This is a genomic window from Streptomyces sp. NPDC001700 (assembly GCF_053596435.1).
Window position 1 is genome coordinate 207,829 of sequence record NZ_JBSFGE010000006.1, and the last position, 26,426, is coordinate 234,254.

The following is a 26,426-nucleotide window of genomic DNA, read 5'->3' on the forward strand; positions in this document are numbered from 1 at the left end:
TGTGTTCCGCTTGAGCCACCGACTGAATCTATGTGATGCACATCACATTGCCGGAAGAGGGTCGCAGCACAGCGCGCTGTGACCCTTTTCCGGTGTGAACTCCCTCTTGTTGTGGCCAAATCGGTCCCCTTATGTTTAGCCCGCTTTGGCAGCCCGCCTCACGGGCAGCACCTCGCAGGCAGCAGAAGAAGGAGCCGTCCATGCCCTTACGGGGACGCCACCGCCGTTACAAGCCCAACCGCATCTCCCGTGCCTCGCTGAGCGTCACGGCGGGCGGCGCCGGAATCGCACTCCCTCTCGTCGCCGCTACGGGCGCGAACGCCGCGTCCAGCGAGACCTGGGACAAGGTCGCCCAGTGCGAGTCCACGAACAACTGGGACATCAACAGCGGGAACGGCTTCTACGGCGGGCTGCAGTTCACCCAGAGCACCTGGGAGGCGTACGGCGGGACGGCCTACGCGGCGCGGGCCGATCTGGCCACCAAGGCCCAGCAGATCGCCGTCGCCGAGAAGGTGCTGGACGGCCAGGGGCCGGGGGCGTGGCCGGTGTGCTCGGGGAAGGCCGGTCTGGGGCAGGACACCGCAGCTCCGCAGAGCGCGCCCAAGGTCGTCCAGACGGCGGCCAAGGAGCGCGCGAACACCGCCGAGCGGGTCCGGGCGAGCAAGCCGACGCCCACCAGCCTGCCGGGCAACGCGACCACGAAGTCCGGGCCCTATGTGGTCGTGGGCGGCGACACCCTGTCCCGGATCGCCGACGCGCAGGATGTGCGCGGCGGCTGGCACGCGCTCTACGAGTCCAACCGCGCGACGGTGGGCTCCGACCCGGATCTGATCTACCCCGGCCAGAAGCTCTCCCTGCGCGTCACCAAGGCCACGCCGGAAGCCGAGGCCAAGCCCGAGGCGAAGACCAAGCCCGAGAGCAAGCCCGAGGCGAAGCCCCGGGCCAAGCACAGAGCCGAGCCCAAGGCGAAGGCCAAGGCACAGCCCGAGGCGAAGGCCAAGCCGCAGCAGGCCGAGCGGCGCGCGGGCAAGCCCGCGGCGAAGCCCGCCGCCGCCACCGGCTTCGCCGCGCCCGTGAGCGGCGTCAGCCCGACCACCGCCTACCGCGCGTCCGGGTCCAGCTGGTCGAGCGGCCATCACACCGGCGTCGACTTCCCGGTGGGGGTCGGCACCTCGGTGAAGGCCGTCGCCACGGGCCAGGTGGTCTCGGCGGGCTGGGCGGACGCGTACGGCTACGAGGTGGTCATCCGGCACGCGGACGGCAAGTACAGCCAGTACGCGCATCTGTCGCAGCTGTCGGTGCGCGCCGGGCAGGGCGTCAACGTCGGCCAGCAGATCGGCCGTTCGGGCTCGACCGGGAACACCACCGGCCCGCATCTGCACTTCGAGGTGCGTACCGGGCCCTCCTATGGCTCGGACATCAACCCGCTGAGCTATCTGCGCGCACGCGGCATCAGCATCTGAGCGAAGCTCCCTTGTCAGTGGGGCGTGCCAGACTCCCTGCCCATGTCCCCGCGCACGCACGATCGGCCCGCCCCGCTCGCCATCGGTGACGACGATCCGCGCCTGACCTACCGGGGCGCGGTGTCCCTTCAGCGCGGCCCCGGCTGGACCGCGCCCTGGCGGCTGCCGTACGAGGACGCCGCGCTGTATCTCCCCGAGGGCGGGTTGGGGCGCGCCGCGATGCCCTCCGGGGTACGGGTGACCCTGCGCACCGACAGCCGCTCGCTGGTCTGCCGCTACCAGGCCGATCCCGCGCCGAAGCTGAACGGCCCCGAGGAGCGGGCCCGGCTCGATGTGGTGTGCGACGGGCGGCGGACGGCCACCGCCCATCTGGAGACCCACGGCGGGGACGCGGAGGTCCGGGTCGACGGGCTGCCGGGCCGCATGACGGCGGTTGAGCTGTGGCTGCCGTACTACCACCAGTTCCGGCTGCGCGGGCTGTCCCTGGACGCGGGCGCCGCCGTCGAGCGCGACAGCGCGGAACAGCGGCCGCGCTGGGTCCACTTCGGCAGCTCCATCTCGCAGGGGCGCGGGGCCGCGTCGCCGAGCCGGACCTGGGCCGCCCTGGTGGCCCGCCGCGCCGGCTGGGACCTGACCTCGCTGTCCCTCGGCGCGGCCTGCTGCCTCCAGTCGATGACGGCGCGACTGATGCGGGATCTCCCGGCCGAACTGCTCACCGTCTGCGTGGGGATCAACATCCAGGCGCTCGGCAGCCACAACCGCGACGCGCTCGCCTCGGCGCTCGTCGGCTTCGTGCGCACCGTACGGGAGGGGCATCCGGACACCCCGTTCGCCGTGATGTCGACCATCACCGCGCCCGAGCGGGAGGAGGTGCCCGGGCCCTCGGGGATGACGCTGCGCGAGTGCCGGGCGCACATACGACGGGCCGTCGCGCTGCTGCGCGACCACGGCGATGCGAACCTGCACTACGTCCACGGCCCGGAGGTGTTCGGCCCCGGCTGTACGCGGCTGCTCCTGGAGCCGGAGGGGCTGGACCGGCTGCACCCCTCGGCCGACGGCCACCCGGTCTTCGCCTCCCGGTTCCTGACGGTGCTGCGGCGCGCCGGGTGCGTGCCCTGAGGGGTGCGTACCCGGGTGCGTGCCCTGAGGGGCGCGTACCCGGGTGCGTGCCCTGAGGGGCGCGTATCTCGGCTGTGTCAGGACGCCCCGTACACCGCCCCCGGCGGTTCGGCGGCGGCGAGCAGCTTCGCCGCGGCCTCGCCCGCCTCGGCCGGGGTCCAGCGGGCGCCCTTGTCGGCGGTCGGCCCGGGCCGCCAGCCCTCCATGACGGTGATGCGCCCGGCCTCGGCCTCGAAGACCCGTCCGGTGACCCCGGCGCAGGCGGCGGAGCCGAGCCAGACGACGAGCGGTGAGACATTGCCGGGCGCCATCGCGTCGAACGCGCCGGGCGCGCCGGGGGCCGCCATGGTGTCGGCGAACGTCGACTCCGTCATGCGGGTGCGGGCCGCCGGGGCGATGGCGTTGACCTGGATCCCGTAGCGGCCCATCTCCGCCGCGGCGACGAGGGTGAGGCCGACGATCCCGGCCTTGGCGGCCGCGTAGTTGCCCTGCCCGACGCTGCCCAGCAGCCCGGCCCCGGAGCTGGTGTTGACCACCCGCGCGGTGGGCGTCCGGCCCGCCTTCGCCTCGGCACGCCAGTGCGCGGCGGCGTGCCGGAGGGGCAGGAAGTGTCCCCTGAGGTGGACGCGGATGACCGCGTCCCAGTCGTCCTCGCCGAGGTTGACGAGCATGCGGTCGCGCAGGAAACCGGCGTTGTTGACGAGGGTGTCGAGCCTGCCGTAGGTGTCGAGCGCGGTGGCGATGAGGGAGGCCGCGCCGTCGGCGGTGGCGATGTCGCCGCCGTGGGCGACGGCCTGGCCGCCCTGCGCGCGGATCTCCTCGACCACCTGCTGGGCGGGGCCCGGGGACTCCCCGGCGCCGTCCGGGCCCACGCCGAGGTCGTTCACGACGACCCGCGCGCCCTCGGCGGCGAAGGCGAGCGCGTGCGCCCGGCCGAGGCCGCGACCGGCTCCGGTGACGACCGCGACGCGTCCGCTGCAGATGCCTGTCATCGTGCTCCTCCTGATCCTTGGCCTGTTGAGGGTGCTACGTCCGCCGGGGGCCGCGCCGCCGCCAGGAACGCCGGGCGCTCTCCGCCGCCGTGGACGGCCAGGCTCGCGCCGGTGATGTACGCGGCGAGGTCCGAGGCGAGGAAGACGCAGGCGTCGCCCGCCTCCGCCGGGGTGGCGAGGCGACCCAGCGGCACGGTGCGGGACACGGCGGCCACGCCGGTCTCGTCGCCGTAGTGCAGATGCGCGAGTTCGGTGTGGACCATGCCGAGGACCAGGGTGTTGACCCGGATCGCCGGGGCCCATTCCACAGCGAGGGTGCGGGCGAGGCTGTCCAGGCCCGCCTTGGCGGCGCCGTAGGCGGCCGTACCCGGCGAGGGGCGGGTGCCGCTGACACTGCCGATCATCACCACCGATCCGCCGCCCTCCTGATCGCGCATCACCTCGTAGGCGCCGAGAGCGACCGTCATCGGCGCGATCAGGTTCAGCTCCACGACCCGTGCGGCGCGGCGCGGGCCGGACTCGGCGAGCAGCCCGTACGGACTGCCTCCGGCGTTGTTGACGAGGACGTCGAGGCGGCCGTGGGCCTCGCGCACCCAGGTGAAGAAGTCCGCGACGGCGGCCGGGTCCCGTACGTCCAGCGGCCGGAAGCGGGCCGTGCGCCCGGCGGCCGCGACCGGGCCGTCCGGCGGGCGGCGGGCGCAGACCATGACATCGGCACCTGCCGCGAGCAGGGCCCGGGCGATGCCCGCGCCGACGCCACGGGTGCCGCCGGTGACGACGGCGACGCGTCCGGACAGGTCGATGGAGACGGCCATGGCCCCTTCTCACCCTCCCGTTGTGCGCCGGGCGCTGCTACCTTCACGCCTAACAAACGTTTGGTGGAAAGGTAGCGGATCTGCTCATGGGTGTCTCCACCTCCGCCCCCGAAGCGGGCGTCGCCGTCGTCACCGTGGACTTCCCACCGGTCAACGCCCTTCCCGTGCACGGCTGGTACGAGCTGGCCGACGCGCTCCACGCCGCGGGCGCCGACCCCGGGACGCGCTGCGTGGTCCTGGCCGCCGAGGGCCGGGGGTTCAACGCGGGGGTGGACATCAAGGAGATGCAGCGCACCGAGGGGCACCAGGCGCTCATCGGCGCCAACCACGGCTGCCACGCGGCGTTCGCGGCCGTCTACGACTGCCCGGTGCCGGTCGTCGCCGCCGTGCACGGCTTCTGTCTCGGCGGCGGCATCGGCCTCGCGGGCAACGCGGACGCGATCGTGGCGGCCGAGGACGCGACGTTCGGGCTGCCGGAGCTGGACCGGGGAGCGCTGGGCGCGGCCACCCATCTGGCCCGGCTCGTCCCCCAGCATCTGATGCGCGCGCTGTACTACACCTCGCGTACCGCGACCGCCGGGGAGCTGCACCGGCACGGCTCGGTGTGGCGGGTGGTGCCGCGCGCCGCGCTGCGGGACGCCGCCCTGGAGCTGGCCCGGGAGATCGCCGCCAAGGACGGCGCGCTGCTGCGTCTCGCCAAAGCGGCCATCAACGGCATCGACCCGGTCGATGTCCACCGCAGCTACCGCTTCGAGCAGGGCTTCACCTTCGAGGCGAATCTCGCGGGACTCGCCGACAAGCACCGGGACGCGTTCGTATCCGACAGGTCCGGGGGCGGTGAGCGGCGATGAGCGACAAGCGGATGAGCGCGGAGGAGGCCGTCGGCCGGATCGAGAGCGGCATGACGGTCGGCATCGGCGGCTGGGGCTCCCGGCGCAAGCCGATGGCGCTGGTGCGGGCGCTGCTGCGCTCGGACGTCCGCGACCTGACGGTGGTCTCGTACGGCGGACCGGACGTCGGGCTGCTGGCCGCCGCCGGGAAGATCCGCAAGCTGGTCGCGGCCTTCGCCACGCTCGATTCGATCCCGCTGGAGCCGCACTTCCGGGCGGCCCGCGAGCGCGCGGACTTCGAGCTGGTGGAGCTGGACGAGGCGATGTTCCTGTGGGGGCTGACCGCGGCCGTGCACCGGCTTCCCTTCCTGCCGATCCGGGCGGGCCTCGGGTCGGACGTGATGACGGTCAACCCCGGTCTGCGGACGGTGGTCTCGCCGTACGAGGACGGCGAGGAACTGGTGGCCGTACCGGCGCTGCGGCTGGACGTCGCGCTCGTCCACCTCAACCGGGCGGACGCGCAGGGCAACGGCCAGTACCTGGGCCCCGATCCGTACTTCGACGACCTGTTCTGCGAGGCGGCGGAGCAGGCGTATCTCTCCTGCGAACGCGTCGTCGCCCCTTCGGAGTTCCTGGCGGCGGCCGCTCCGCAGTCGCTGCTGGTGGGCCGCCATGCGGTGACCGGCGTGATCGAGACCCCGCACGGCGCGCACTTCACGTCATGCGCCCCCGACTACGGGCGGGACGAGGCGTTCCAGCGGGCGTACGCGCGGGCCGCCGCCGATCCGGCGGCCTGGCGGGAGTTCACCCGGCGGTTCCTGGCGGGGGGCGAGGACACGTATCAGGCCGCGGTCGCGGCGTACGCGAAGGAGGGCACGGAGTTATGACCGTCACCCGGGCCGAGTACTGCGTGCTGGCCTGCGCCGAGGCCTGGCGGGGCGACGGGGAGGTGCTGGCCGCCCCGATGGGCCTCGTACCACGGCTCGGCGCCCGGCTGGCGCGGCTCACCTTCGCGCCTGATCTGCTGCTCAGCGACGGCGAGGCGCTGCTGGTCGGCGCCGACGACGAGACCGTGGAGGGCTGGCTGCCGTACCGCCGCCACCTCGCTCTGGTCATGGGCGGCAAGCGCCATGTGATGATGGGCGCGAGCCAGCTCGACGCCCACGGGAACCAGAACATCTCCTGCATCGGCGACTGGAAGCGGCCCCGGCGGCAGCTGCTGGGTGTGCGCGGAGCGCCCGTCAACACGCTCAACAATCCGACGAGTTACTGGGTGCCCCGGCACTCCCCGCGCGTCTTCGTCGAGCGCGTCGACATGGTGTGCGGCGTCGGCTACGACCGGGCCGCTGCCGCCGGTCCCTCCGCGACGCGCTACCACCGCGTCCCCCGGGTGGTGACCGACCTGGCGGTGCTCGACTTCGAGACGCCCGGCCGCACCATGCGGGTGCGCTCCCTGCACCCGGGCGTGTCCGCCGAGCGGGTACGGGAGGCGACCGGCTTCCCGCTCGCCATCGCCGACGGCGTTCCCGCCACCCGGGAGCCGACCGCCGAGGAGCTGCGGCTGATCCGGGAGGTCATCGATCCGGCGGGGCTGCGCGAGCGAGAGGTACGGCCCTGATGAGCACGGTGCCGACAGACGCCGCGTCGATGGACACCGCGCTGACCCGGCTCACCGGCATCCGGTATCCGATCGTCCAGACGGGCATGGGGTGGGTGGCGGGCCCCCGGCTGGTCTCGGCGGCCGCCGACGCAGGGGCACTGGGCATCCTCGCCTCCGCCACCATGTCCCCGGAACGGCTGAGGTCGGCGGTACGGGAGGTCGCGTCGCGTACCGAGGCGCCCTTCGGCGTCAATCTGCGGGCCGACGCGGGGGACGCCGCGGAGCGGGTGCGGATCATCATCGAGGAGGGCGTACGGGTGGCGTCCTTCGCGCTGGCGCCCAAGCGCGAGCTGATCTCCCGGCTGAAGGACGCGGGCGTGGTGGTCATCCCGTCGGTGGGCGCCCGGCGGCACGCCGAGAAGGTGGCGGGCTGGGGCGCGGACGCGGTGGTGGTGCAGGGCGGCGAGGGCGGCGGCCACACCGGCGCGGTGGCGACCACGGTGCTGCTCCCCCAGGTCGTGGACGCGGTGGACATCCCGGTGGTGGCCGCGGGCGGTTTCCACGACGGGCGCGGTCTGGTGGCGGCGCTCGCCTACGGGGCGGCCGGGATCGCCATGGGCACCCGCTTCCTGCTGACCTCCGACAGCACCGTCCCGGCCGCGGTGAAGGCCCGCTATCTGGCGGCGACGGCCTCGGACATCACGGTCACCACGGCGGTGGACGGGCTCCCCCACCGGATGCTCCGCAGCGACCTCGTGGCCTCCCTGGAGCGCTCCGGGCGCGCCGCCGCCCTCGTACGGGCCGTGCGCCACGCGGCGGCCTTCCGGCGGCTGTCCGGGCTGAGCTGGGCGCGCATGGTGCGCGACGGCCGGGCGATGCGGCGCGGCTCGGGGCTGTCCTGGAGCCAGGTGCTGCTGGCCGCCAACACTCCGATGCTGCTGAAGGCGGCGATGGTGGACGGCCGCACCGACACCGGTGTGATGGCCTCCGGGCAGGTGGCGGGGGTGATCGACGATCTGCCGTCGTGCGCGGAGCTGGTGGAACGGATCATGGCCGAGGCCGCCGAGGCCCTGGACCGGATGCCGGGCGGCCGTACAGTGGGGTGAAAGCGGCCAGACCAGGACATGGCACTGGAGGAGGTCATGGCCGACCCCAAGGGCTTTCTCACCACACCACGCCGCCTTCCGCCGCGCCGCCCGGTGGACGAGCGGGTGCGCGACTGGGACGAGGTGTACGTCCCCGGCGGACTGCTGCCGATCATCACCGCGCAGGCGGACCGCTGCATGGACTGCGGGATTCCGTTCTGCCATGACGGCTGCCCGCTGGGGAACCTCATCCCGGACTGGAACGACCTGGTGTCCCGGGACGACTGGCGGCGGGCGAGCGAGCGGCTGCACGCCACCAACAACTTTCCGGAGTTCACCGGGCGGCTGTGCCCGGCGCCCTGCGAGGCCGCGTGTGTGCTGGCGATCAACCAGCCCGCGGTGACCATCAAGAACGTCGAGGTCGCCATCGCCGACCGGGCCTGGGAGAGCGGCTACGCGGTCCCGAAGCCGCCGGAGCGGCTGTCGGGGCGGACCGTGGCCGTGATCGGCTCGGGCCCCGCCGGGCTGGCCGCAGCCCAGCAGCTCACCCGCGCGGGACACACGGTGGCGGTGTACGAGCGCGACGACCGGGTGGGCGGGCTGCTGCGGTACGGCATCCCCTCGTTCAAGATGGAGAAGCACCATCTGGACCGGCGGCTGCTGCAGATGCGCGCCGAGGGCACCAAGTTCCGTACCGGCGTGGGCGTGGGCACCGATGTGGACGCCGCCGAGCTGAGGGCGCGCTATGACGCGCTGGTGATAGCGGTGGGCGCGCGGGCCATGCGCGAACTGCCGGTGCCGGGCCGGGAGCTGGCCGGAATCCACCAGGCGATGGAGTACCTGCCGCTGGCCAACCGGGTCCAGGAGGGCGACTACGACCGGTCGCCGATCACCGCCGAGGGCAAGCACGTGGTCATCGTCGGCGGCGGGGACACCGGCGCGGACTGCCTGGGCACGGTGCTGCGGCAGGGCGCCGTCTCCGTGACCCAGCTGGACATTCATCCACAGCCCGGCGACGAACGGGCGGAGGGCGAGCCCTGGCCCACGTACCCCAAGATCTACCGGATGTCCGCCGCGCACGAGGAGGCGCGGGAACGGGCGGCCTCCCCGGAGGCGGACGTGGACGCCCGGGTGTTCTCGGCCACCACTGTCCGCTTCGAGGGGGACGCGCCGGGCCCGGGGCGTCCGCACGGCAGGGTCCGGGCGCTGCGCCTGGTCGGAGCCGTCCCCGAGGGGCAGCGGGGGCGGACGGAGGCGCCCGGGGACGGACGAGGTGGCGAGCGGGTGCTGCGGGCCGATCTGGTGCTGCTCGCGCTCGGCTTCAGCGGTCCGGAGCGGGACGGCGGACTGTGCGAACAGCTCGGCCTGGAGCTGGACGCGCGCGGCAACATCGCCCGGGACACCGGTTTCGCGACCGGCCGGGAGGGGGTCTTCGTGGCGGGCGACGCGGGCCGGGGGCAGTCGCTGATCGTGTGGGCGATCGCCGAGGGCCGCTCGGCGGCGGCCGCGGTGGACCGCTATCTGGCGGGCGACACCGCGCTCCCGGCCCCGGTCGGACCGGCGGACCGGCCCATGACGGCGTGAGCCGGGGCGCGGGCGGGGGTTGAGGGAACGTCCGGTCCCGGTGAGTAGTGTGCCGAGCATGAACTCGCAATCGCCGCTTCTCCCCCTCGCCGACGGTGTGCACCTGTGGACTCCCACGCCCAGCGCGGGCTGGGGGCTCGCCAACTGTGGGCTGATCGTGTCCCCCGATGGCGCCGCCGCCTGGATCGACACCCCCTACGACCGGCACATGGCCCAGGACTTCCTGGAGCGCAGCCGGTCGCTGCTGCCCGAGGGGGGCGGGATCGGGCGAGTGATCGTCACCCACGCGAACGGTGACCATCTGTGGGGCGCGGAGGTCGTGCGCGGTGCCGAGGTCGTGGCCACCCGCGAGGCGCTCGGCCACATCGAGTACGAACCGGCTCCGCAGCAGCTGCACGCCATGGTGCGCGGAAGCGACCCGGCGACCCCGCTCGGGTGGTATCTCCAGAGCCACTTCGGACGGTTCGACTGGGACGGCACCGAGGTCGTCGAGCCCACGACGACCTTCACGGGCGAACTGGACCTGCGGATCGGGCAGGTGCCGGTGGAGCTGACGGCGCTGCCCGCCGCGCACACCACCGGCGATCTCATCGCGTATCTGCCCCAGCAGAAGGTGGCGTTCACCGGCGATGTCATCTTCGCCTCCAGCCCCCAGGACCCCGGCGACCACGCGGTGCACTGGGCCGGTCCGCTGGACAGTGTGATCGCCGCCTGTGAGCGGGTGCTGGACACCGGCGCGCAGACCATCGTCCCCGGCCACGGCCCGGTGCTGGACCGGGAGGGCGTCCGCGGCCACATCGGCTATCTGGAACACATCCGGGACCGGGCGCACCAGCTGCACGCGGCCGGGGTCCCCGCCCTGGAGGCGGCCCGCAAGGTCATCGCCGAGAACGCCTTTCCCCGGCCGGGGCTGCCCGAGCGCATGGTGATCACGGTGGGCACCGAGTACCGGCATCTGAACGGCGGGGAGGACCGGCCGGACATCGTCGCCATGATCGCCGATGTCGCCCAGGTGGCCTGGGACCTGCGGCAGGGCTGACCGCGCGCACTCCCCCGCCGCGTTGTCAGACCCGGCGGATAACGTTTTCGGTGTGGGCGGCAACAGGCCGCCCACGGCGAGGGGTTACGCTCCCGTGCAGGTCGGAGCGGAGGGAAGGCAGTGGCACAGGTAGCGGGGGAAAGTCGGCACGCGCCGGGCCGGGGGGTGATCGACCTGGCCGACCGCCGGGCGCTGCTGGCCTGCGGGCCCGACGATCCGGCGGTGGCCGAGGAGGGCCGCAGGCTCAAGGAGGCGGCGCTGCTGGACTTCGGGGTCAAGGACAGCGTGGTGTCCTCGTGGCTGTACGCGAAGTGCCACCACCAGATCCCCACCACGGCCGTGGACACGGCGGCGGTGGTGGCCACGGGGGACGGCAGCTGTCTGCTGCTGTACAACCCGGAGTTCTTCGTCGCGATCGGGCCGAGCGGGGTGCGGTTCGTCCTGTTCCACGAGGCGCGGCATCTGATCCACCGCCATCTGTACGTGGACGAGGACCTGCGCGCCGACCCGGTCTTCGACCTGGCGGCCGAAGTCGCGATCAACCATGTGGCGCTGGCCCGGCTGGCGCAGGGCGGTCTGCCGACCCGTGAGGTGCCGGACGGTGCGGGCGGCACCCGCCGGGAGCCGGTGGGCGTCGATCCGCGCGAGGTGCACCAGCGCTATGTGGCCGACCTGCGCGAGCAGGGCCTCGAGCCGCTGTCCTACCGGCACTTCACCGAGACCGACCTGAGGATCTACGGCGAGCTGAAGCGGATGCGCACCCCTCCGGTGCCGCCGGTCCTCTGTATCCATATGAGCCCCGGCGGGGACGGCGAGGGCGGTGAGGCGAACCGGCCGCCGATGGACGCGGAGGCGGTGACCTCGGCTGTCGAGGAGACGCTCGCGGAGGTGATGCGCGGCGCGCTGCGCACCGAAGGGCTCGCCCGGGACGAGCTGCTGGCCCTCGCGGACCGCACCACCGGCGGCGGCAAGCGGCTGGAGAAGATGTGGGGGCGGATGGGGCTGGGCGCGCTGCGCGGTGAGACGCAGCGGACCCGGCGGGTGGAGTGGTGGCGGCGCTGGCTGTCCGACACCCTCGCCTCCAAGCTGCGCGAGGGCGAGCGGCTGATCTACCCGAAGAAGCAGGGTGCGGTGCTGCTGGCGCTCGGGCACGATCCGATGCTGGCGCGGCGGGGCGCGGAGCGCACCAAGGTCGTGGTCATCGCGCTGGACACCTCGGGGTCGATGCCCCAGCCGGTGATCGACTGGATCACTTCGCTGGTGGGCCGCGCCGAGGGGGTCGAGAGCCACTGGCTGAGCTTCGACGGCGCGCTGATGCCGTTCGTCCCGGGCGAGCGGGTGCGTGGCGGCGGAGGCACCGACTTCCAGCAGGTCGTGGACTACGTGGAGGGGCGGGGGGCCGTGGACGGGCGGCGGTTCGAGGAGCGCGCCGACGCGGTGATCATGGTCACTGACGGCCACGCCCGGAAGGTGACCCCAGCCGAGCCCGACCGGTGGATCTGGCTCATCACGGACGGCGGTGACGACTGGCCGGAGCGGCACCATCCGCCGATGGCCTGCCACCGGGTGGTCACCGGCGACAGCTGAGCCGAGGAACGGTCCCCGGCCGCCGGACGGGCGGGGACGCGCAGGAACGAACGACACGGAACAACGGGGGATTCAGTCACCGTGAGCAGTGTGGACACGACGGCGGCAACGGCGCCGTCGCCGGGGCGGACCGGGGCCCGGCTGGAGCAGTTCATCAGCGCCATGATCGCGATGCGGCAGACCGGCCAGGTCTTCGGCGAGCACGGCATCGGCAAGACATCGACATTTCTTTCCTACATCCCGAAAGCCTATCCGGGCACCGAGGTGATCCTGGTCCCCGCGGCCAACCTCACCCCCGACGATCTGCTGGTGAACGCGCCGGTGCGGGACGACCGCACCGGGGAGCTGGCGCTCACTCAGCTGATCATGCGTCAGCTCGACCCGGGCGTCCCCTTCGTGCTGCTCATCGACGACTCACTGCAGGCCGGGGAGACCATCCAGTCCCAGCTGATGCAGATCGCCTGCAACTGGACGCTGGGCGAACACGATCTGCGCGCGCTCGGCTGTGTCGGGGTGTTCCTCGCGGACAACGAGTCGCTCGCGGAGACCAGTGCCCGGCGCAGCGATCTGGCCGTCCTGGACCGCATGGTCACCCTGCGGATCACGGCCAATGACACCGCCTGGCGGTCCACGCTGGCCGAGCGGTACGCGGACTGGGACCTGACCGGGGTGTTCCAGATCTGGGCCGGGCTCACCCCGTATCTGCGCTCGCTACTCGCTCCGCGCACCCTCCAGCACGTCCTGGACTGCGCCCGCGCCGGGTTTCCGCTGTCCTGGGGGCTGCCGCTGGTGGGCGGGGTGCGGCTGCGGCTGCGCGACCGAGGGGCCGACGGCACGCCCGGCCCGGACCGCACCGCCGAGCTTCTCGACGCCATCGCCGGAGCCCTGGGCCTCGCCAACCCCGCCACCATCCCCGACCCGGTCCGGTCCATCCTGCGCACCGCGGTCCGGGAGAACTGGGCGGTGCTGCTCCAGGGCCCGCCCGGCTGCGGCAAGACGGAGATCACCAAGGCGGTGGTCCACGAGGAGAGCGGCAGCGATCCGGTGTACTTCTCACTGCCGGTGACCAACGTGGAAGACCTGTGCGTGCCGATCCCCACTCCGGACGGCACGCTGGACACCCTGTTCAGCCGGGCGCTGATGGGACCCGACCCCAAGGTGATCGTCTGGGACGAGTACAACCGCCCCAAGGACAAGGCCACGTTCGCCAAGCTGATGGAGATCACCCAGGAGTGGTCGCTGGCCGGGCGGCCGATCCCGGGGCTGCGCGCCCAGGTCGCGCTGCAGAACCCGCCGTACCACCTCGGCCGCAAGCTGCTGGTCAGCAGCAACAACGTGGCCCAGGCCAGCCGTTTCACGGTGAGCTACGAGGTGAGTCCGCAGGACATCCCGGCCAACGAGTGGCTGATCGCCACCTACGGCGACGTGGCCGAGACGGTTCTGGAGTGGTGGAAGAACGACATCGACGACGAGGGCCGGGACTGGATCACCAAGCGCACCCTGGAGCGGCTGATCAAACTGCACCACGCCGGGCAGCCGCTGGAGACGGGGCTGATCTATCTGGGCGAGGGCGAGTACGCCCCGGTGCCACTGTCCAAGCTGGAGGCGCGGCTCGCCGAGCGGGCCGAGCGGCGGGTGATCGGCCTGCGGGAGATAGCGCGCGACGTGGACCGCTGGGAGGCCCGGCTCGCGGCCGCGTCCGAGACGTCGGCCGAGGGGACCAATGACACCGATCTGGTGCACCAGGTGTTCGCCAACGCCGAGGTGTCCCAGCTCAAGCGGAACGCCGAGGTGGTCGCCCGGCTGCTGCGCCATATGCCGCCCAAGCTGCGCGCCGCCCACATGGTGGGCCAGTCGCCGGAGCGGCAGCGGTTCTGGATCGGCGCGCTGGCCCGGATGGCCGAGCTGTCCGGCGCCGGATGAGCCCGGCCCCGCACTCCGCACCTCCTCTCCCCCTTCAACGATCTCTCCCTCCTCAACGATGAACGGAGCGCACCCCGCGTGGTGACCTACCAACGGGACACCTTGGTGTCCGCCGCCTTCCAGCTGGCCGGACCGTCCCTCACCCCGGCGCTGATGCCCCGGCTCCGGCAGGAGACCCTGACCCTGCTCCGGTCCCGGGAGCGGCTGCCCGCCCATCTGGTGGACGAGGTGTTCGCCTCCGGCGACCGGGAGCTGCTGGAGGCCCTGGCCGGGGCGCGGGTCGGCGTCGAGCGGCAGACCGAGCTGCTGCGGCTCGCCGAGCTGGCCGACCCCGGCCTGGCTCGTACGCTCTACACCGAGCCGCTGCCCGGCACATGGCGGCAGGACCTGCGCAGGGCGGTGCTCGGCGCGGCGGCCGCGCGTCCGGCCGACCCCGACTGGCGCGCCCCGGGCGGCCTGGTGGACTTCTTGCTGTCCGCCACCGCGTCGTACGACCTGATCCCGGCGCTGGAAGCGCCGTTCCCCGAAGTGGTGCGGCATGTGGTCGAGAAGACCGGCACCTCGCTGGACATTCCGCAGCAGCTGAGGGCCTGCCACGCGACGCTCCACCACGGCGGAGTGGCCGAGCTGGCCGCCCTGGCCGACGTACCCGGTCTGCATCCGGCGGTGGCGGAGGTGGTGCGCTGTGCGGAGGCGGCGCAGGACCCGGCCGCCGTGCTGGAGAGGGCCGAGCGGACAGCGGCCGAGGCCGCTTCCCAGGCCGAGGCGGCCTCCCAGGGCGAGGCGGCGGCCGAGGAAGCCGAGGCGGCCCCACCGGCGCCGACCGGCGATGAGCTGGTACGCCGCCTCCGCGAAGTCAGGTACGGGGGCGGCAAGTTCCCGCTGGACGCCGTGGACTGGGAGCTGCTGCTGACCGAGCACAAGCGGGACCCCTTCCAGGGGCGCGCGCTCACGGTGCTGGCGTCCCGCCCGGACTGCCCGGACGAGCTGGTGCTGGCCGCGTACCGGAGGAACAGCGGGCCCCTCCCGGCCACCTCCCCACTCCCCTGGCGCCTGCTCACCGAGACCGACTGGAAAGACGGCTACCACCACGACCGCCTGGCGCAGCTGCTGCGGCGCGGCATCCGGGAAGGCGCGTACCCGGTGGACCGCGTGCTGGCCGAAGTGCGGCCCGCCTCCCGGATCCTGGCCTCGCTGCCGTACCGCACGGATCCACTCGGCCCGGCCATGGCCGGGCTGGTGGAGCAACTGGGCGACGGCTTCGCGGCCTGGCGCGCGCTGTATTCGCTGCTCTCCCGGTTCCAGGGGACCAGTGCGGAGCTGGTCGCCGCCGCCGTCGAGCAGCAGTCCAAGCACCGCGGCAAGAGCTGGCCGAGGCCGCTGGAAGCCGAGTATCCGGTGAAGCGTCCGGAGGGCGCCCGCGCGGTGTTCCTCCAGCTGTTCCAGCAGGCCACCGAGGAGGTCCAACTGGCGCTGGCGCCCCATCTGGACCGGCGCTGTGTCCAGCATCTGATGGTCTTCCACCAGCCCTCGCCCGCCCTGCGCGAGCTGTTCATCCGCCTCCACGGCACATCGGTGCTGGCCTGTATCGCCTCCGACTGGGAGCTGCCCGCGGACACGATCGAGGAGCTGCTGCTCCACGACGACCCCGAGATCAACACCAAGCTGTACGTCTACACGCCGCTCAGCGACGAGCAGCGCCGGGGCGTCCTCGCGGGCCGCCGGTTCGGCCCCGTAACGGGCGCGGAGCCGCTGCCGATCACCGACGAGCTGATCACCCACATTGGGCTCAGCGGGCGGCGGCACTGGCTGCTGCCGATCTGCGACGCGGGCGATCCGCGCCTCGCCCGCATCCAGCTCGGCAAGATCAAGCTGCATACGCTCGCCGGGCAGCTGCGTCTGCTGGTCGGGGTGTGGGAGCGGCACAGTGCCGAGGAGGTGCGGGGGCTGCTGGAGGAGACCGAGTTCCCCGACCGCCGCAGCAGCAAGCATCCGCTGCCACCGGCGACCCACGAGATCGTCCGGGGCGCGCTGGAGGCGGCGGACGGTCTGGCCGTGCTGCGCGCCGAGCTGGACCGCTCCCGGGGGCCCGTAGGCCAGGTGGCCTTCCTCCGCTCCCAGGGCAGCACCGTCGACCTCGCCACACCGGCGCTGGAGCGGATGGCCGAGGAGATCGGACCGGGGCTGCCCTGGGCGGAGCTGGTCCGGGAGCATGAGCGCGATCCGCTTCCCGACGCCCTGCTGGTGGTGCTCGCCGGTGAGGACGGCTACCCGGAGGAGTTGCGCGCCGAGTGCGGGTTGGCGCAGCTGCGGCTCGATCACGAAGCGCATCCGCACAAGTCCACCGGGGCCCGGCCGAGCCCCCTGGACCTGGTGCGCCACCATCCGCTGCCGCGCCCCCACCGCCGGAACGAGTGGCTGGACAAGGCGGCCGGCCTCGGCACGCTGACGCCGCTGGACGTGCTGCGTGAGGCGAAGCCCGCCGGGCACGCGGCCGCCTATCTGGCGTACCGCCACTTCCGCACGCGGGAGGGCGGGCCGGACGCGGCGGCGGTCGCGGCGGGCCGTGAGGCCCTGGAGCTGGCCGCCGCGCATCTGGGCGAGGACCCGGAGGCGTGGGCGCTGGCGCTGCGGCTGCTGCCCGACTTCACCGGCACCCTCCCCGAGCTGCTGACCACGACGGCCGCCATCGTCAGCTAGGAGCCGCCGAGCGCGGGTGGCAGATCCTGCTCGGCCCAGATGATCTTTCCTTCGCTGGTGTAGCGGGTGCCCCAGCGCTGGACCATCTGGGCGACCAGGAACAGGCCCCGGCCGCCCTCGTCGGTGATGGCGGCGCGGCGCAGATGCGGGGAGGTGCTGCTGCCGTCGGCGACCTCGCAGATCAGCGTGCGGTTGCGCAGCAGCCGCAGGCGGATCGGGCCGTCGGCGTGCCGGATGGCGTTGCCGAGGAGTTCGCTGACCACCAGTTCGGTGGTGAAGACCGCCTCGTCCAGGTCCCAGTCGGCCAGGGTGCGGGCCACCGCGGCCCGCATCCCGGCGACCATGGCCGGGTCCGAGGGCAGCTCCCAGGAGACGACGTGCCGCTCGTCCAGGGCGGTGGTGCGGGCGACGAGCAGGACCACGTCGTCGGTGGGGCGGGGCGGCAGCAGGGCGCGCATCACGGCGTCGCACGTGTGCCCCGGGTCGGGGTCGGCGGAGGCGAGGGCGTGGCGCAGCAGGTCGAGTCCGGTGTCGATGTCCCGTTCCCGGTCCTGGACGAGTCCGTTGGTGTAGAGGACCAGTCTGCTGCCTGCGGCCAGCGGGATCGCGGACGCCTCGAAGAGCCGTCCGCCGAGCCCGAGCGGCGGCCCGGCGGGCAGGTCCGGGATGGTCACGGTGCCGCCCGGGTCGACGACGGCGGGCGGCGGATGACCGGCCCGGGCCAGGGTGCAGCGCTGTGCGACGGGGTCGTAGACGGCGTACAGACAGCTGGCCCCGACCGCGCCGATGCCGCCGTTCCTGGCGGCCTCCTCCTGGTCGAGCTGGGCCACCACATCGTCCAGCTGGGTGAGCAGTTCGTCGGGCGGCAGGTCGACCACGGAGAAGTTGTGGACCGCGGTGCGCAGCCGTCCCATGGTGGCGGCGGCGTGCAATCCGTGGCCGACGACGTCGCCGACGACGAGGGCGACCCGGGCGCCGGACAGCGGGATGATGTCGAACCAGTCGCCGCCCACTCCGGCGTGGGCGGGCAGATAGCGGTAGGCGGCTTCGACGGCGTGCTGTTCGGGCCTGCCTCGGGGCAGCAGGCTCTGCTGCAGGGCCAGCGCGGTGGCGTGTTCGCGCGCGTACCGCCGGGCGTTGTCGATGGCGACGGCCGCCTGGCCGACGAGTTCGTCGGCGAAGGACCGGTCCTCGTCGTCGAAGGGGGCGGCGCCCTCCAGCCGCCGGAACTCGACCTGCCCCAGCAGCACCCCGCGGGCGCTGAGCGGGACGGCCAGCAGGGTGTGGCCGGACGGCGGGCGGGGCCGCTCCTCCCGTACGGCGCTGACCGCGACGCGGCGCATGCGGGACCGCGCGTCGACCGGCTCCTCGCCGCGCAGCACGGACTCCAGCAGGTCGACGGTGGTGAAGTCGGCGAAGCGCGGGACCGCGACGTCGGCCAGTTCCTCGGCGGTCCGTGACATGTCGAGGGTGGTGCCCACGCCGACGCTCGCGTCGTAGAGGAGTTCCAGGCGCGCCAGGGCCGCGTCGGCCTTGTCGGTCAGCGCCTGGAGTTCGGTGGTGTCGCGCAGGGTGGCGACGCTGCCCCAGAGCTGTCCGCCGCCCGAGGTGTGGCGCTGGTTGACGACCAGCAGCCGGTCCCCCACCTGGATGACCTCGTCGGTGACGGTCCGGCCGGAGGCGAGCAGTCCGGCGGTCTCCGGCGCCAGACCGGCCTCGGTGATCCTCCCGCCGCGCACTTCCGACGGCAGTTTGAGCAGCCGCCGGGCCTCGTCGTTGGCGAGCACCAGCCGCCCCTGGCCGTCGAGGATGAGCACCCCTTCGCGGACGGCGCGCAGCACGGCGTCGTGGTGTTCGTACATTCTGGTGATCTCGGTGGGGTCCAGCCGGTGGGTCTGGCGCCGCAGCCGTCTGCCGACCAGCGCGGCGCCGCCCGCGCCGAGGAGGAGGGCGAGCGCCGTGCTTCCGTAGAGCACGGGCAGTTGGCGGCCCACCGATACGGACACGCCGGGAAGGATGACCCCGACGTTGACGATGCCGATGACCCGGCGCCCGGCGCCGGTGACGGGGACGGCCGCGCGGACGGAGGGGGCGGAGAGGGCGACGGCGGGGACCTTGTCGGTGAAGGGCCTGCCCCCCGTGGCCGGAAAGAGGGGAATGTCGGTGTGGGTGCCGATGAGCTTCGGGTCGGGGTGGGTGTAGCGGACGCCCCGGGGGCTGGTCACTACGACGTAGGCGACACCGGAATCGCGCCGGAGCCTCGTCGCGTAGGGCTGAAGGACCGCGGAGGGGTTACGGGACTCCAGCGCCTGCCGGACGCCGGGGGCGGCCGCGAAGGTCTGGGCGAGGTTGAGGGCGCGCCCCCGGGCCTGGCTCTCGTGTCCACTGCGGGCCTGAAGGACCAGGGTGGCTCCGGTGGCGAGCACCAGCAGTGCCACGATCACCAGCATCAGGGCACACACCTGCCCGGCGACGCTGCGCAAGCCCAGGGCCGAACGCACCTTCACAGGGCTTTTTATCTCACATGCGCCGATACATCACACCTAGTGACATACCGTATGCTGACCGGCTGTCATCCGCCATTGGAGGGACGCTGGTCCGCGATCCCCGACCAACGGGGCACTATAGGCGTGAACCCGGTCATATCCGGCCACTCAATCCAGCAAGGAGCTCCCATGCGCATCCGGACGGCCCTGTCCACGCTCGCCCTCACCGCCGCGTCCCTCGCCGTCGGCACGGCCGGTGCCGCCGCGGCTGACGGTCCCGATGTCACCGTTCACAACACCAGCAACATGGCCTTCCCCGGCGTGTGCGCCAGCAACCAGTTCTCCTTCGTCACCGTCCCGGTCAACCTCCTGGGAGCGTCGGACTCCAGCTCGTGCCAGACCTGAAAAACGGCCACCGGTAGGTGATCCGCTTCTTCCGGCGGGCGACGCGGCGATCCGGGCGCGGAGGACCGGGCCGATGTCCGCCAGGGTCGCGGCCGAGAGGACGCTCAGATGGTCCGCGGCTACCCGGTGGTCCTCGACGCCGCCGTCGCAGTACGGCAGCCACGCCTCCGAGGCGCGCGGTGCGCCGGGCCCCGCAGTCGCGTCGAAGCACAGCACCGGGCCGTGGAAGCGCCTGGGTGTGTGCCGCACCATGGCCCGGTGGTTCTCCCGGGCGATGGCCATCAGACGGCCGATGGTCCGCTCGTCCAGTGCGCCGAGGACGCTGCCCGAGGCGCGGAGGGCGCTGCGGACCGTGGCGGCGTCGAGGGTGCCCTGCAGCGGGATGCCGTCCAGCGCCATCCGCAGTGCCTCCTCGGCGCCGAGCCGTCGGCGGCCGTCGAACCCAGGGAAGGCGTCGAACAGGGCGAGCAGCGCCACCCGTTCGCCCTCGCCGTCCATCCGGACGGCGACCTGGTGACCCACCGTCCCGCCGAACGACCAGCCCGCGATCACGAACGGGCCTGCCGGGCGGAGGGACCTGATCTGCGTCGCGAACGCGTCGGCCAGCTCCGCTATGTCAGCTGCGGGTACGGGCCCCTCGGCAGGTGCGGCGAACCGGGGGTCTTGGAGGGCGAAGACCGGGTGGCCGTCCGGCAGGTGGCCCACGAGGCCGGAGTAACACCAGCCGAGGCCGCCCAGGGGCGGCATCAGGAAGATGGGCGGGCGCCCGCCCGTCACCCGGTACGGCAGCACGGCCCCGACGCCGAGCCCCTCCGACCGTGCCAGCCGGTCGGCCAGCTGCCGCGGAGTGGGGTGCTCGAAAATCGCCGATACGGTGACGTCGGCGTCCAGCACCGTACGCATCCGGTCGGCGAGCCGGACGGCGAGCAGGGAGTGGCCGCCGATGTCGAAGAAGCTGTCGTCGGCGTCGACGTGAGGCAGCCGCAGTACGTCACGGAAGAGCGCCACGACGGCCTCCTCGGGGCCGGTGCGCGGGCGGTCAGGGGAACGGTCCGGGGAGCGGTCCGCCGGGCGTCCAGGGGCGGGCAGCGCCGAACGGTCGATCTTTCCGTTGGCGGTCAGGGGCATGGCGTCGACCACGACGAACGCCGAGGGGACCATGTAGTGCGGCAGCGTCCGCGACAGGTGCGCGCGCAGCTCCGCGGGGCTCGGTACGGCGCCGGCGGGTGCGGTGAGGTGGGCCACCAGCCGGGCGTCCCCGTCCTCCTCGTGCACCGCCGCGACGGCCTGCGCGACCTGGGGATGGCCCGCGAGCACGGCTTCGATCTCCGCCAGTTCGATCCGGTAGCCGCGCAGCTTCACCTGGTGGTCGGTGCGGCCCAGGAACTCCAGCTGCCCGTCGGCCGTCCACCGCGCCAGGTCGCCGGTCCGGTACATGCGGCGTCCGGGCCGGCCGAAGGGGTCGGCGGTGAAGCGTTCAGCGGTCAGTCCCGGGCGTCCGGCGTAACCTCGGGCGATGCCGCCGCCCGCCAGGTACAGCTCCCCGGGGGTGCCGATCGGCACCGGGGCGAGGTGGGCGTCGAGCACGTAGGCGCGTGTGTTGGAGACCGGCCGGCCGATCGGAGGCGGGTCGTGGCGTTCATCGACCGCGGCGCATGTCGCGTAGATGGTGGCCTCGGTGGGCCCGTAGCCGTTGATGACCCGGGCACCGTTGCGCAGAAGGTCTTCGGCCAGCCGCCGGGGCAGGGCCTCGCCCCCGGCCATCAGGCGCAGGCCGCGTACCGCGTCGGCGTCCGCGGCCAGCATGGCCCGCCACCGGCTCGGGGTGCCCTGGGCGGCGGTGACGCCGTGACGCCGGATCAGTTGGGCCAGCAGCAGCGGATCGCGGGCGGCCGCAGGGGAGGCGACCACCGCGGTCGCACCGCACAGCAGCGGCAGGAACAACTCCAGGGCGGCGATGTCGAACGCCAGGGTGGTGACGGACAGCATCCGGTCGTCGGCGGTCAGCGGGAAGCGCTCGCGCATGTCGGTGAGCAGGTTGGCCAGCGCCTCGCGTGTCACCACGACGCCTTTGGGCCGCCCCGTGGTTCCGGAGGTGTACATCAGGTAGGCGGCCGTGTCCGGCGCGAGGGCGGCGCGCGGTTCCGGATCGGTGGCGGACAGGCGCGCCAGTTGCTCGGCGGTGGCCGGGGCGTCGAGGTTCCAGCAGGGCAATCCGGCCGGCTCCGGCAGGGCCTTGAGGGAGGCGGAGTCGGTGAGCAGCAGTGCGGGGCGGGCGTCGGCGAGCAGGAAGCGCAGGCGCTCCGCGGGCATCCCGGGGTCGAGCGGGAGGTAGCAGGCCCCGGCCTTCAAGGTGGCCAGGACGGCGGCCGTCGCGTCGGCCGAGCGGGAGAGCGCCAGGGCCACGGTGCGTTCCGGGCCCGCGCCGTGGAGCAGCAGGAACCGGGACAGCTGGTTGGCCCGGGCGTTGAGTTGGCGGTAGGTGGTCGCCCGGGTGCCGCCGCGGTCGTCGTCGGTGAGCACGGCGATGGCATCGGGAGCGCGCCGGGCCTGCTCCTCGATGCCGTGCACGGGCACCGCCCGGGGAATCGGCCGTACGGTGTCGTTCCACTCGTGCAGCAGGCGCCCGCGCTCGTCGTCGGCGAGCAGGGCGATGCGGCCGATCGGGATCCGCGGGTCGGCGGCGACCGCTTTGAGCAGCCGGACCAGCCGTTCGGCCAGTGCCCGGGCGGTGCCCCGGTCGGACAGGTCGGTGCCGTATTCCAGGGTGCCGCCGATGCCCGCCGGGGCGCCTTGCGGGGTGCGCCGTTCGGTGAGGGAGAAGGAGAGGTCGAACTTGGCGGTGCGCATGCGGACGGGCACCCTCTCGCTGCTGAGACCGGCCAGCCGCAGGGGCGGCAGTTCCTCGGGCTCGACGGCCAGGAAGACCTGGAAGAGGGCGTTCCTGGCCAGCGACCGGGGCGGTTTGACCGCCTCGACCAGGTGCTCGAAGGGCAAGCTCCGGTGGTCGTAGGCGGCCAGGGCGCTGTCGCGCACCCGGGTCAGCAGTTCCGTGAAGGCGGGGTTCCCACTGGTGTCGTTGCGCAGCACCACCGTGTTGACGAAGAAGCCGACCAATTCGTCGAGTTCCTCCTCCTCGCGTCCACCGACGGCGGACCCGATGGGGATGTCCGTGCCGCAGCCGAGGCGGGTCAGCAGCGCCGCCAGCGCCGCCTGCACCAGCAGGAACATGGTGGTCCGGTGCTGCCGGGCCAGCTCGGACAGACGCAGGTGGGTCCAGGCGTCCACGGAGAACGCGACGGTGTCACCGAGGTAGGAGGCCCGCGGCGGGCGGGGGCGGTCCGCCGGCAGCGGCAGCTCGGCAGGCAGGCCGGCCAGTCGTTCCTTCCAGAAGTCCAGATCGGCCCTGAGCCGGGGGTCGTCCGCCGCGTCGTCCGTCAGGCGCCGTTGCCTGGCGGCGTAGTCCGTGTACCGCAGGGCCGGCGGTTCCCATCCGGGCGCGCGCCCGGACCGGCGCGCCGCGTAGGCGTGCGACAGGCCGGTGTCGAGCAGACGCCGTGACCAGCCGTCGACCGCGATGTGATGGTACGTCAGGACGAGTACGTGGTCCTCGGCGCCGATCCGCAGCACCCAAGCCCGCATGGGGGGCTCGGTGCGCAGGTCGAAGGGGCGGTGGGCGGCCCGGTCCACGGCGTGGGCGATGCCGTCGGGGGTGCAGGAGACGACCTCCGGGGCCACGGCGCCGCTGTCGGCGGGAAGCACGTACTGGAACGGTTCGCCGTCCTCCTCGGGGAAGAGGGTGCGCAGCGGCTCGTGACGGCTGACGAGATCCTGGAGCGCCGCGGTCAGCGCGACCTCGTCGAGCGGTCCGCGCAGCCGGGTGGCCTCGGCCAGGTTGTAGGTGGCCGAGGGCCCTTCGAGCCGGTCGAGGAACCACAGCCGGCGCTGGGCGAGAGAGAGCGGGGGCCGGGCGGGCACCGGTGCGGTGCGGGTGGTCCGCCCTGTGCGGTCGGGCACAGCGAGAGCCATGCTGTCGTCCCCTCTTCATCGGAGTCGTGGCGGAATCGCCTTGTCACTGCCGTGCCGGGGTGCAACGCGGGGGCCGGAACGCCGGTGCCATGCCTCAGGGCGCCCGGCCAGCCTCCATCACGCACATGCCGGGCGGCCCCTGGACCACGCGCTCCAACCGCCAGCCCCCGGCGGCCAGCAACGCACGGAACTCCCCCGCCGTGCGCTCCCGCGCGCCCTCGTAGAACATCAGCATGGCCAGATCCGCCCATGCCTGGGGCGCGGTGGGCAGCCGGTCACCGGGGAGGACGTCCTCGAAGACGCGCAGGACGGCCCCGGCGCGGGCGCCGCGGGCGAGCGCCGCCAGGATGCGCACAACGCCGGCGTCGTCCCAGTTGTGCAGGACGCGCGAGAGCACGTACATGTCGGCAGGCGGCGGTGGGTCGAGCAGATCGCCCTCGTGCACGGTGCAGCGGCCGTCCACACCCGCGTCTTTGAGCGCGCTGAGGGCCTGCTCAAGGACCTGGGGCCGATCGACCAGCACCCCGGACAGACCCGGCTGCTCGTCCAGGATGTGAGCCAGGAGCATCCCGCCGCCTCCGGCGATGTCGGCCACGGTGCCGGAGGACGGCCAGTCCAGGAGGGGTACGCAGGGCAGGGTCAGCAGCCGCGCCTGCTCGGCCATGGCGTCGCCGAAGAGCGTCTGCTGCTCGGGGTGGCGGGCCAGGTGCTCCCAGAAGCCGGTGCCCACCGCGGCCGTCGTCGCGGGGGCGCCGGTCCTGATCGTTTCGGTCAGGGCGTGGGCCACATCCGGGACGCCGAACGTGGCGAACGTGGCACCGAGGGCGTACGGATGCCGTCGGCACAGCACCTCGCCCAGTTCGGTGAGCGCCGCACGGTCCGCCTCGCGGTCGAGGTCGAGGACCCCGTGGCAGGCCAGCAGGATCAGCACCCGGCGCAGCGCGCCTTCGTCTCCGTCGACGGCCGTGGCCAGCTCCGGGACGGTGCGTGGTCCGTCGGCCAGCAGGTCGGGGATGCCGAGGCGGCTGACCGCGCAGATGCCGTGGAACAGCATTGCCTGCTGGTAGACGTCGAGCAGAGCGGAAACCGGTCCGAGCGATGATCTGGCATGCATGAACGTCCTCGTCCTTCACGGTCCTTCAGGCCGGGACCGGCCCGGGGCCGACCGCCTCCGGTCGGGCGGAGGGCACGGATCAGGGCACGGCGTCGGCGGCCTTTCCGTCCTGCGGCGCGTCCTGCGCGGCAGCCACCGGAGGACGCGCGGGCATCAGCGCCTCGACCGCCAGCACCCCCAGTGACGCGACGGTCAGCAGGCCGCCGACGAGGAAGGTCTCCCGCACCCCCAGGACGTGCAGGACGAGCCCACCGCACAGGGCGCCGACCGCCACACCGACGTTGAAGGCGGCGGAGTTGGCGGCCAGGGCGATCTCGGTGCGGCCGGGGGCCACCCGCAGGATCCAGCTCTGCGTGGCCATGAAGACCGGTGCCGCCGCCGCGCCGAGCACGGCGATCGCGATGGTCACCACCACTTGGTGATGAGCACCCGCGTAGAGGGCCAGAAGTCCCACCGCCTGGATGGTGACCGGTACGGTCAGCGTCGCCCGGGGAAACCGGTCGAGCAGTGGCCCTGCCACGGTGACCCCGAGGAAGCCGCCCAGCCCGAACGCGCCGAGCAGGCCGCTGACCGCGTCACCGGAGAACCCGCTGGTCTCCTGGAGGAAATCGACGACGTAGGTGAAGCCCGCGAACACCCCGGTGACCGACAGCGCGGTGACGGCCAGGACGGCGGCGAAGCGGCGGCTGTCCGGTTCGGCACCGTAGGCCGCGTGCCCCTCCTCGGGGCGGGTGGACGGCAGGAACATGGCGATCGCCACGAGGGCGACCAGTACGAGTACGCTCAGCACCTCGAACGGCACCTGCCAGTCGGTGCGCCGGCCGAGCCAGTTGCCCGCCGGCACACCGGCCACCGTGGCCAGCGCACCGCCGACCGACAGCAGCCCGATGACCCGGCCGCGTACCGCGGGGGAGAACAGACCGACCGCCACCGGGCCCATGACCGCCCAGAACAGCGCCTGCGCCAGGGCCGTGGCGACCCTGGCGACGAGCAGCAGTCCGTAGGAGGGCACCAGGGCGGGCAGCAGGCTGGCCAGGAAGAGCACGGCCAGTACACCGCACAGGACGAGACGGCGCGGGGTGCGCCTGGTCAGATGGGCCAAGGGCAGCGAGGCGACCGCCACGGTCAGGCCGTAGCCGCTGACCAGAAACCCGACCGACTGCAGTGAGACGTCCAGATCCTCGGCCATGAGTTTGAGCAGGCCGATCGGCAGATTTTCGGTGGTATTGAAACTGAAGGCCGACAGCATGATGGCCCCGACCACCGCTACCTTGCGCGCGATCCCCAATTCCGTGCCGGCCATGCATCCCTTTCCAGGGGCAGCCTGGTCTTCACCAGCAACCACGGGGTCTCCGTGGCGCCCCCCATCTCGAACCAGCCTGATCGACTCCGTGCCGGAGCGTACCCTCCGGCGCGGCCAAGGCATATCCCGCTGACTCTTGTTCGGCTGATTCTCGATGTTTCCGGAACCGGCCACAGACCCTCTGCTTCGGGTTATGCCGGACGAGGGGAGGTGCGGTGGCGGAAACCCAACACACCCCGCAATCCCGCCCCTTGACACTGCATGCCATGTCCATGCAGGTTGTAGGGCGTCAGTTTCCCGGTCTTGATCGCAGGTATCTCCGGTCATGATCGTAGCCATTTTTCTCGGCGGG

At 73.0% G+C, this 26,426-nt stretch carries 17 protein-coding genes; 11 read left to right on the forward strand and 6 right to left on the reverse strand.

Annotated elements, in window-relative coordinates; genetic code table 11:
• Positions 1 to 200: 200 nt before the first annotated feature.
• Positions 201 to 1,463 carry a transglycosylase family protein gene (locus ACWC5C_RS14445; RefSeq protein ID WP_450875716.1) on the forward strand — a complete coding sequence of 421 codons (1,263 nt, stop codon included), beginning with the start codon at positions 201 to 203 and terminating at the stop codon, positions 1,461 to 1,463.
• Positions 1,464 to 1,505: 42 nt separating this feature from the next.
• A complete protein-coding gene (locus ACWC5C_RS14450) occupies positions 1,506 to 2,582 on the forward strand; it encodes a GDSL-type esterase/lipase family protein (protein WP_450875717.1) in 1,077 nt (358 codons plus the stop codon).
• 77 nt (positions 2,583 to 2,659) lie between these two features.
• On the opposite strand, the gene ACWC5C_RS14455 is transcribed toward ACWC5C_RS14450, so the two are convergent.
• On the reverse strand, positions 2,660 to 3,574 hold the full coding sequence (locus ACWC5C_RS14455) for an SDR family oxidoreductase (RefSeq protein WP_450875718.1): 915 nt from the start codon (positions 3,572 to 3,574) through the stop codon (positions 2,660 to 2,662).
• Positions 3,571 to 4,389, reverse strand: a complete 819-nt coding sequence (locus tag ACWC5C_RS14460) for an SDR family oxidoreductase (RefSeq protein ID WP_450875719.1) — start codon at positions 4,387 to 4,389, stop codon at positions 3,571 to 3,573. The genes ACWC5C_RS14455 and ACWC5C_RS14460 overlap by 4 nt, the downstream gene beginning before the upstream one ends.
• 86 nt (positions 4,390 to 4,475) lie before the next feature.
• On the opposite strand from ACWC5C_RS14460, the gene ACWC5C_RS14465 reads away from it, so the two are divergent.
• The 9 genes from ACWC5C_RS14465 (at position 4,476) to ACWC5C_RS14505 (ending at position 16,737) form a co-directional block, all read left to right on the forward strand.
• Positions 4,476 to 5,240 carry an enoyl-CoA hydratase family protein gene (locus ACWC5C_RS14465; RefSeq protein WP_450875720.1) on the forward strand — a complete coding sequence of 255 codons (765 nt, stop codon included), beginning with the start codon at positions 4,476 to 4,478 and terminating at the stop codon, positions 5,238 to 5,240.
• Positions 5,237 to 6,106 (forward strand): CoA transferase subunit A, encoded by an 870-nt coding sequence (locus tag ACWC5C_RS14470; protein WP_450875721.1) that lies wholly within the window; start codon positions 5,237 to 5,239, stop codon positions 6,104 to 6,106. The genes ACWC5C_RS14465 and ACWC5C_RS14470 overlap by 4 nt, the downstream gene beginning before the upstream one ends.
• Positions 6,103 to 6,837: a CoA-transferase subunit beta gene (locus ACWC5C_RS14475; protein ID WP_450875722.1), complete on the forward strand. Its 735-nt coding sequence runs from the start codon at positions 6,103 to 6,105 to the stop codon at positions 6,835 to 6,837. The genes ACWC5C_RS14470 and ACWC5C_RS14475 overlap by 4 nt, the downstream gene beginning before the upstream one ends.
• On the forward strand, positions 6,837 to 7,925 hold the full coding sequence (locus ACWC5C_RS14480; protein ID WP_450875723.1) for an NAD(P)H-dependent flavin oxidoreductase: 1,089 nt from the start codon (positions 6,837 to 6,839) through the stop codon (positions 7,923 to 7,925). The genes ACWC5C_RS14475 and ACWC5C_RS14480 overlap by 1 nt, the downstream gene beginning before the upstream one ends.
• 36 nt (positions 7,926 to 7,961) lie before the next feature.
• Positions 7,962 to 9,488, forward strand: coding sequence for a glutamate synthase subunit beta (locus ACWC5C_RS14485; protein ID WP_450875876.1), 1,527 nt, complete (start codon positions 7,962 to 7,964; stop codon positions 9,486 to 9,488).
• Positions 9,489 to 9,546: 58 nt separating this feature from the next.
• Positions 9,547 to 10,527, forward strand: coding sequence for an MBL fold metallo-hydrolase (locus ACWC5C_RS14490; RefSeq protein ID WP_450875724.1), 981 nt, complete (start codon positions 9,547 to 9,549; stop codon positions 10,525 to 10,527).
• Positions 10,528 to 10,692: 165 nt separating this feature from the next.
• Complete coding sequence (locus ACWC5C_RS14495; RefSeq protein WP_450875877.1) at positions 10,693 to 12,114, forward strand: DUF2201 family putative metallopeptidase; 1,422 nt, start codon at positions 10,693 to 10,695, stop codon at positions 12,112 to 12,114.
• A 162-nt stretch (positions 12,115 to 12,276) separates the two neighbouring features.
• Positions 12,277 to 14,037, forward strand: coding sequence for an AAA family ATPase (locus tag ACWC5C_RS14500; protein ID WP_450875878.1), 1,761 nt, complete (start codon positions 12,277 to 12,279; stop codon positions 14,035 to 14,037).
• A 78-nt stretch (positions 14,038 to 14,115) separates the two neighbouring features.
• Positions 14,116 to 16,737 carry a hypothetical protein gene (locus tag ACWC5C_RS14505; protein ID WP_450875725.1) on the forward strand — a complete coding sequence of 874 codons (2,622 nt, stop codon included), beginning with the start codon at positions 14,116 to 14,118 and terminating at the stop codon, positions 16,735 to 16,737.
• Here the strand turns inward: ACWC5C_RS14505 and ACWC5C_RS14510 are convergent.
• From ACWC5C_RS14510 to ACWC5C_RS14525, 4 genes are all read right to left on the reverse strand, one after another.
• Positions 16,734 to 19,238: a SpoIIE family protein phosphatase gene (locus ACWC5C_RS14510; protein WP_450875879.1), complete on the reverse strand. Its 2,505-nt coding sequence runs from the start codon at positions 19,236 to 19,238 to the stop codon at positions 16,734 to 16,736. The genes ACWC5C_RS14505 and ACWC5C_RS14510 overlap by 4 nt on opposite strands.
• A 153-nt stretch (positions 19,239 to 19,391) precedes the next feature.
• The gene (locus tag ACWC5C_RS14515; RefSeq protein WP_450875726.1) at positions 19,392 to 23,657 is read right to left on the reverse strand and encodes a non-ribosomal peptide synthetase; all 4,266 of its coding nucleotides are present in this window, start codon (positions 23,655 to 23,657) and stop codon (positions 19,392 to 19,394) included.
• A gap of 94 nt (positions 23,658 to 23,751) precedes the next feature.
• The gene (locus ACWC5C_RS14520; RefSeq protein WP_450875727.1) at positions 23,752 to 24,771 is read right to left on the reverse strand and encodes a methyltransferase; all 1,020 of its coding nucleotides are present in this window, start codon (positions 24,769 to 24,771) and stop codon (positions 23,752 to 23,754) included.
• Positions 24,772 to 24,850: 79 nt separating this feature from the next.
• Positions 24,851 to 26,074 carry an MFS transporter gene (locus tag ACWC5C_RS14525; protein WP_450875728.1) on the reverse strand — a complete coding sequence of 408 codons (1,224 nt, stop codon included), beginning with the start codon at positions 26,072 to 26,074 and terminating at the stop codon, positions 24,851 to 24,853.
• Between the last annotated feature and the right edge of the window lie 352 nt (positions 26,075 to 26,426).

Bases quoted from the DNA above. Each gene is read 5' to 3' on its own strand.
- ACWC5C_RS14445 (WP_450875716.1), top strand. From the start codon at position 201: ATGCCCTTACGGGGACGCCACCGCCGTTACAAGCCCAACCGCATCTCC.
- ACWC5C_RS14450 (WP_450875717.1), top strand. From the start codon at position 1,506: ATGTCCCCGCGCACGCACGATCGGCCCGCCCCGCTCGCCATCGGTGAC.
- ACWC5C_RS14455 (WP_450875718.1), bottom strand. From the start codon at position 3,574: ATGACAGGCATCTGCAGCGGACGCGTCGCGGTCGTCACCGGAGCCGGT.
- ACWC5C_RS14460 (WP_450875719.1), bottom strand. From the start codon at position 4,389: ATGGCCGTCTCCATCGACCTGTCCGGACGCGTCGCCGTCGTCACCGGC.
- ACWC5C_RS14465 (WP_450875720.1), top strand. From the start codon at position 4,476: ATGGGTGTCTCCACCTCCGCCCCCGAAGCGGGCGTCGCCGTCGTCACC.
- ACWC5C_RS14470 (WP_450875721.1), top strand. From the start codon at position 5,237: ATGAGCGACAAGCGGATGAGCGCGGAGGAGGCCGTCGGCCGGATCGAG.
- ACWC5C_RS14475 (WP_450875722.1), top strand. From the start codon at position 6,103: ATGACCGTCACCCGGGCCGAGTACTGCGTGCTGGCCTGCGCCGAGGCC.
- ACWC5C_RS14480 (WP_450875723.1), top strand. From the start codon at position 6,837: ATGAGCACGGTGCCGACAGACGCCGCGTCGATGGACACCGCGCTGACC.
- ACWC5C_RS14485 (WP_450875876.1), top strand. From the start codon at position 7,962: ATGGCCGACCCCAAGGGCTTTCTCACCACACCACGCCGCCTTCCGCCG.
- ACWC5C_RS14490 (WP_450875724.1), top strand. From the start codon at position 9,547: ATGAACTCGCAATCGCCGCTTCTCCCCCTCGCCGACGGTGTGCACCTG.
- ACWC5C_RS14500 (WP_450875878.1), top strand. From the start codon at position 12,277: ATGATCGCGATGCGGCAGACCGGCCAGGTCTTCGGCGAGCACGGCATC.
- ACWC5C_RS14515 (WP_450875726.1), bottom strand. From the start codon at position 23,657: ATGGCTCTCGCTGTGCCCGACCGCACAGGGCGGACCACCCGCACCGCA.
- ACWC5C_RS14520 (WP_450875727.1), bottom strand. From the start codon at position 24,771: ATGCATGCCAGATCATCGCTCGGACCGGTTTCCGCTCTGCTCGACGTC.
- ACWC5C_RS14525 (WP_450875728.1), bottom strand. From the start codon at position 26,074: ATGGCCGGCACGGAATTGGGGATCGCGCGCAAGGTAGCGGTGGTCGGG.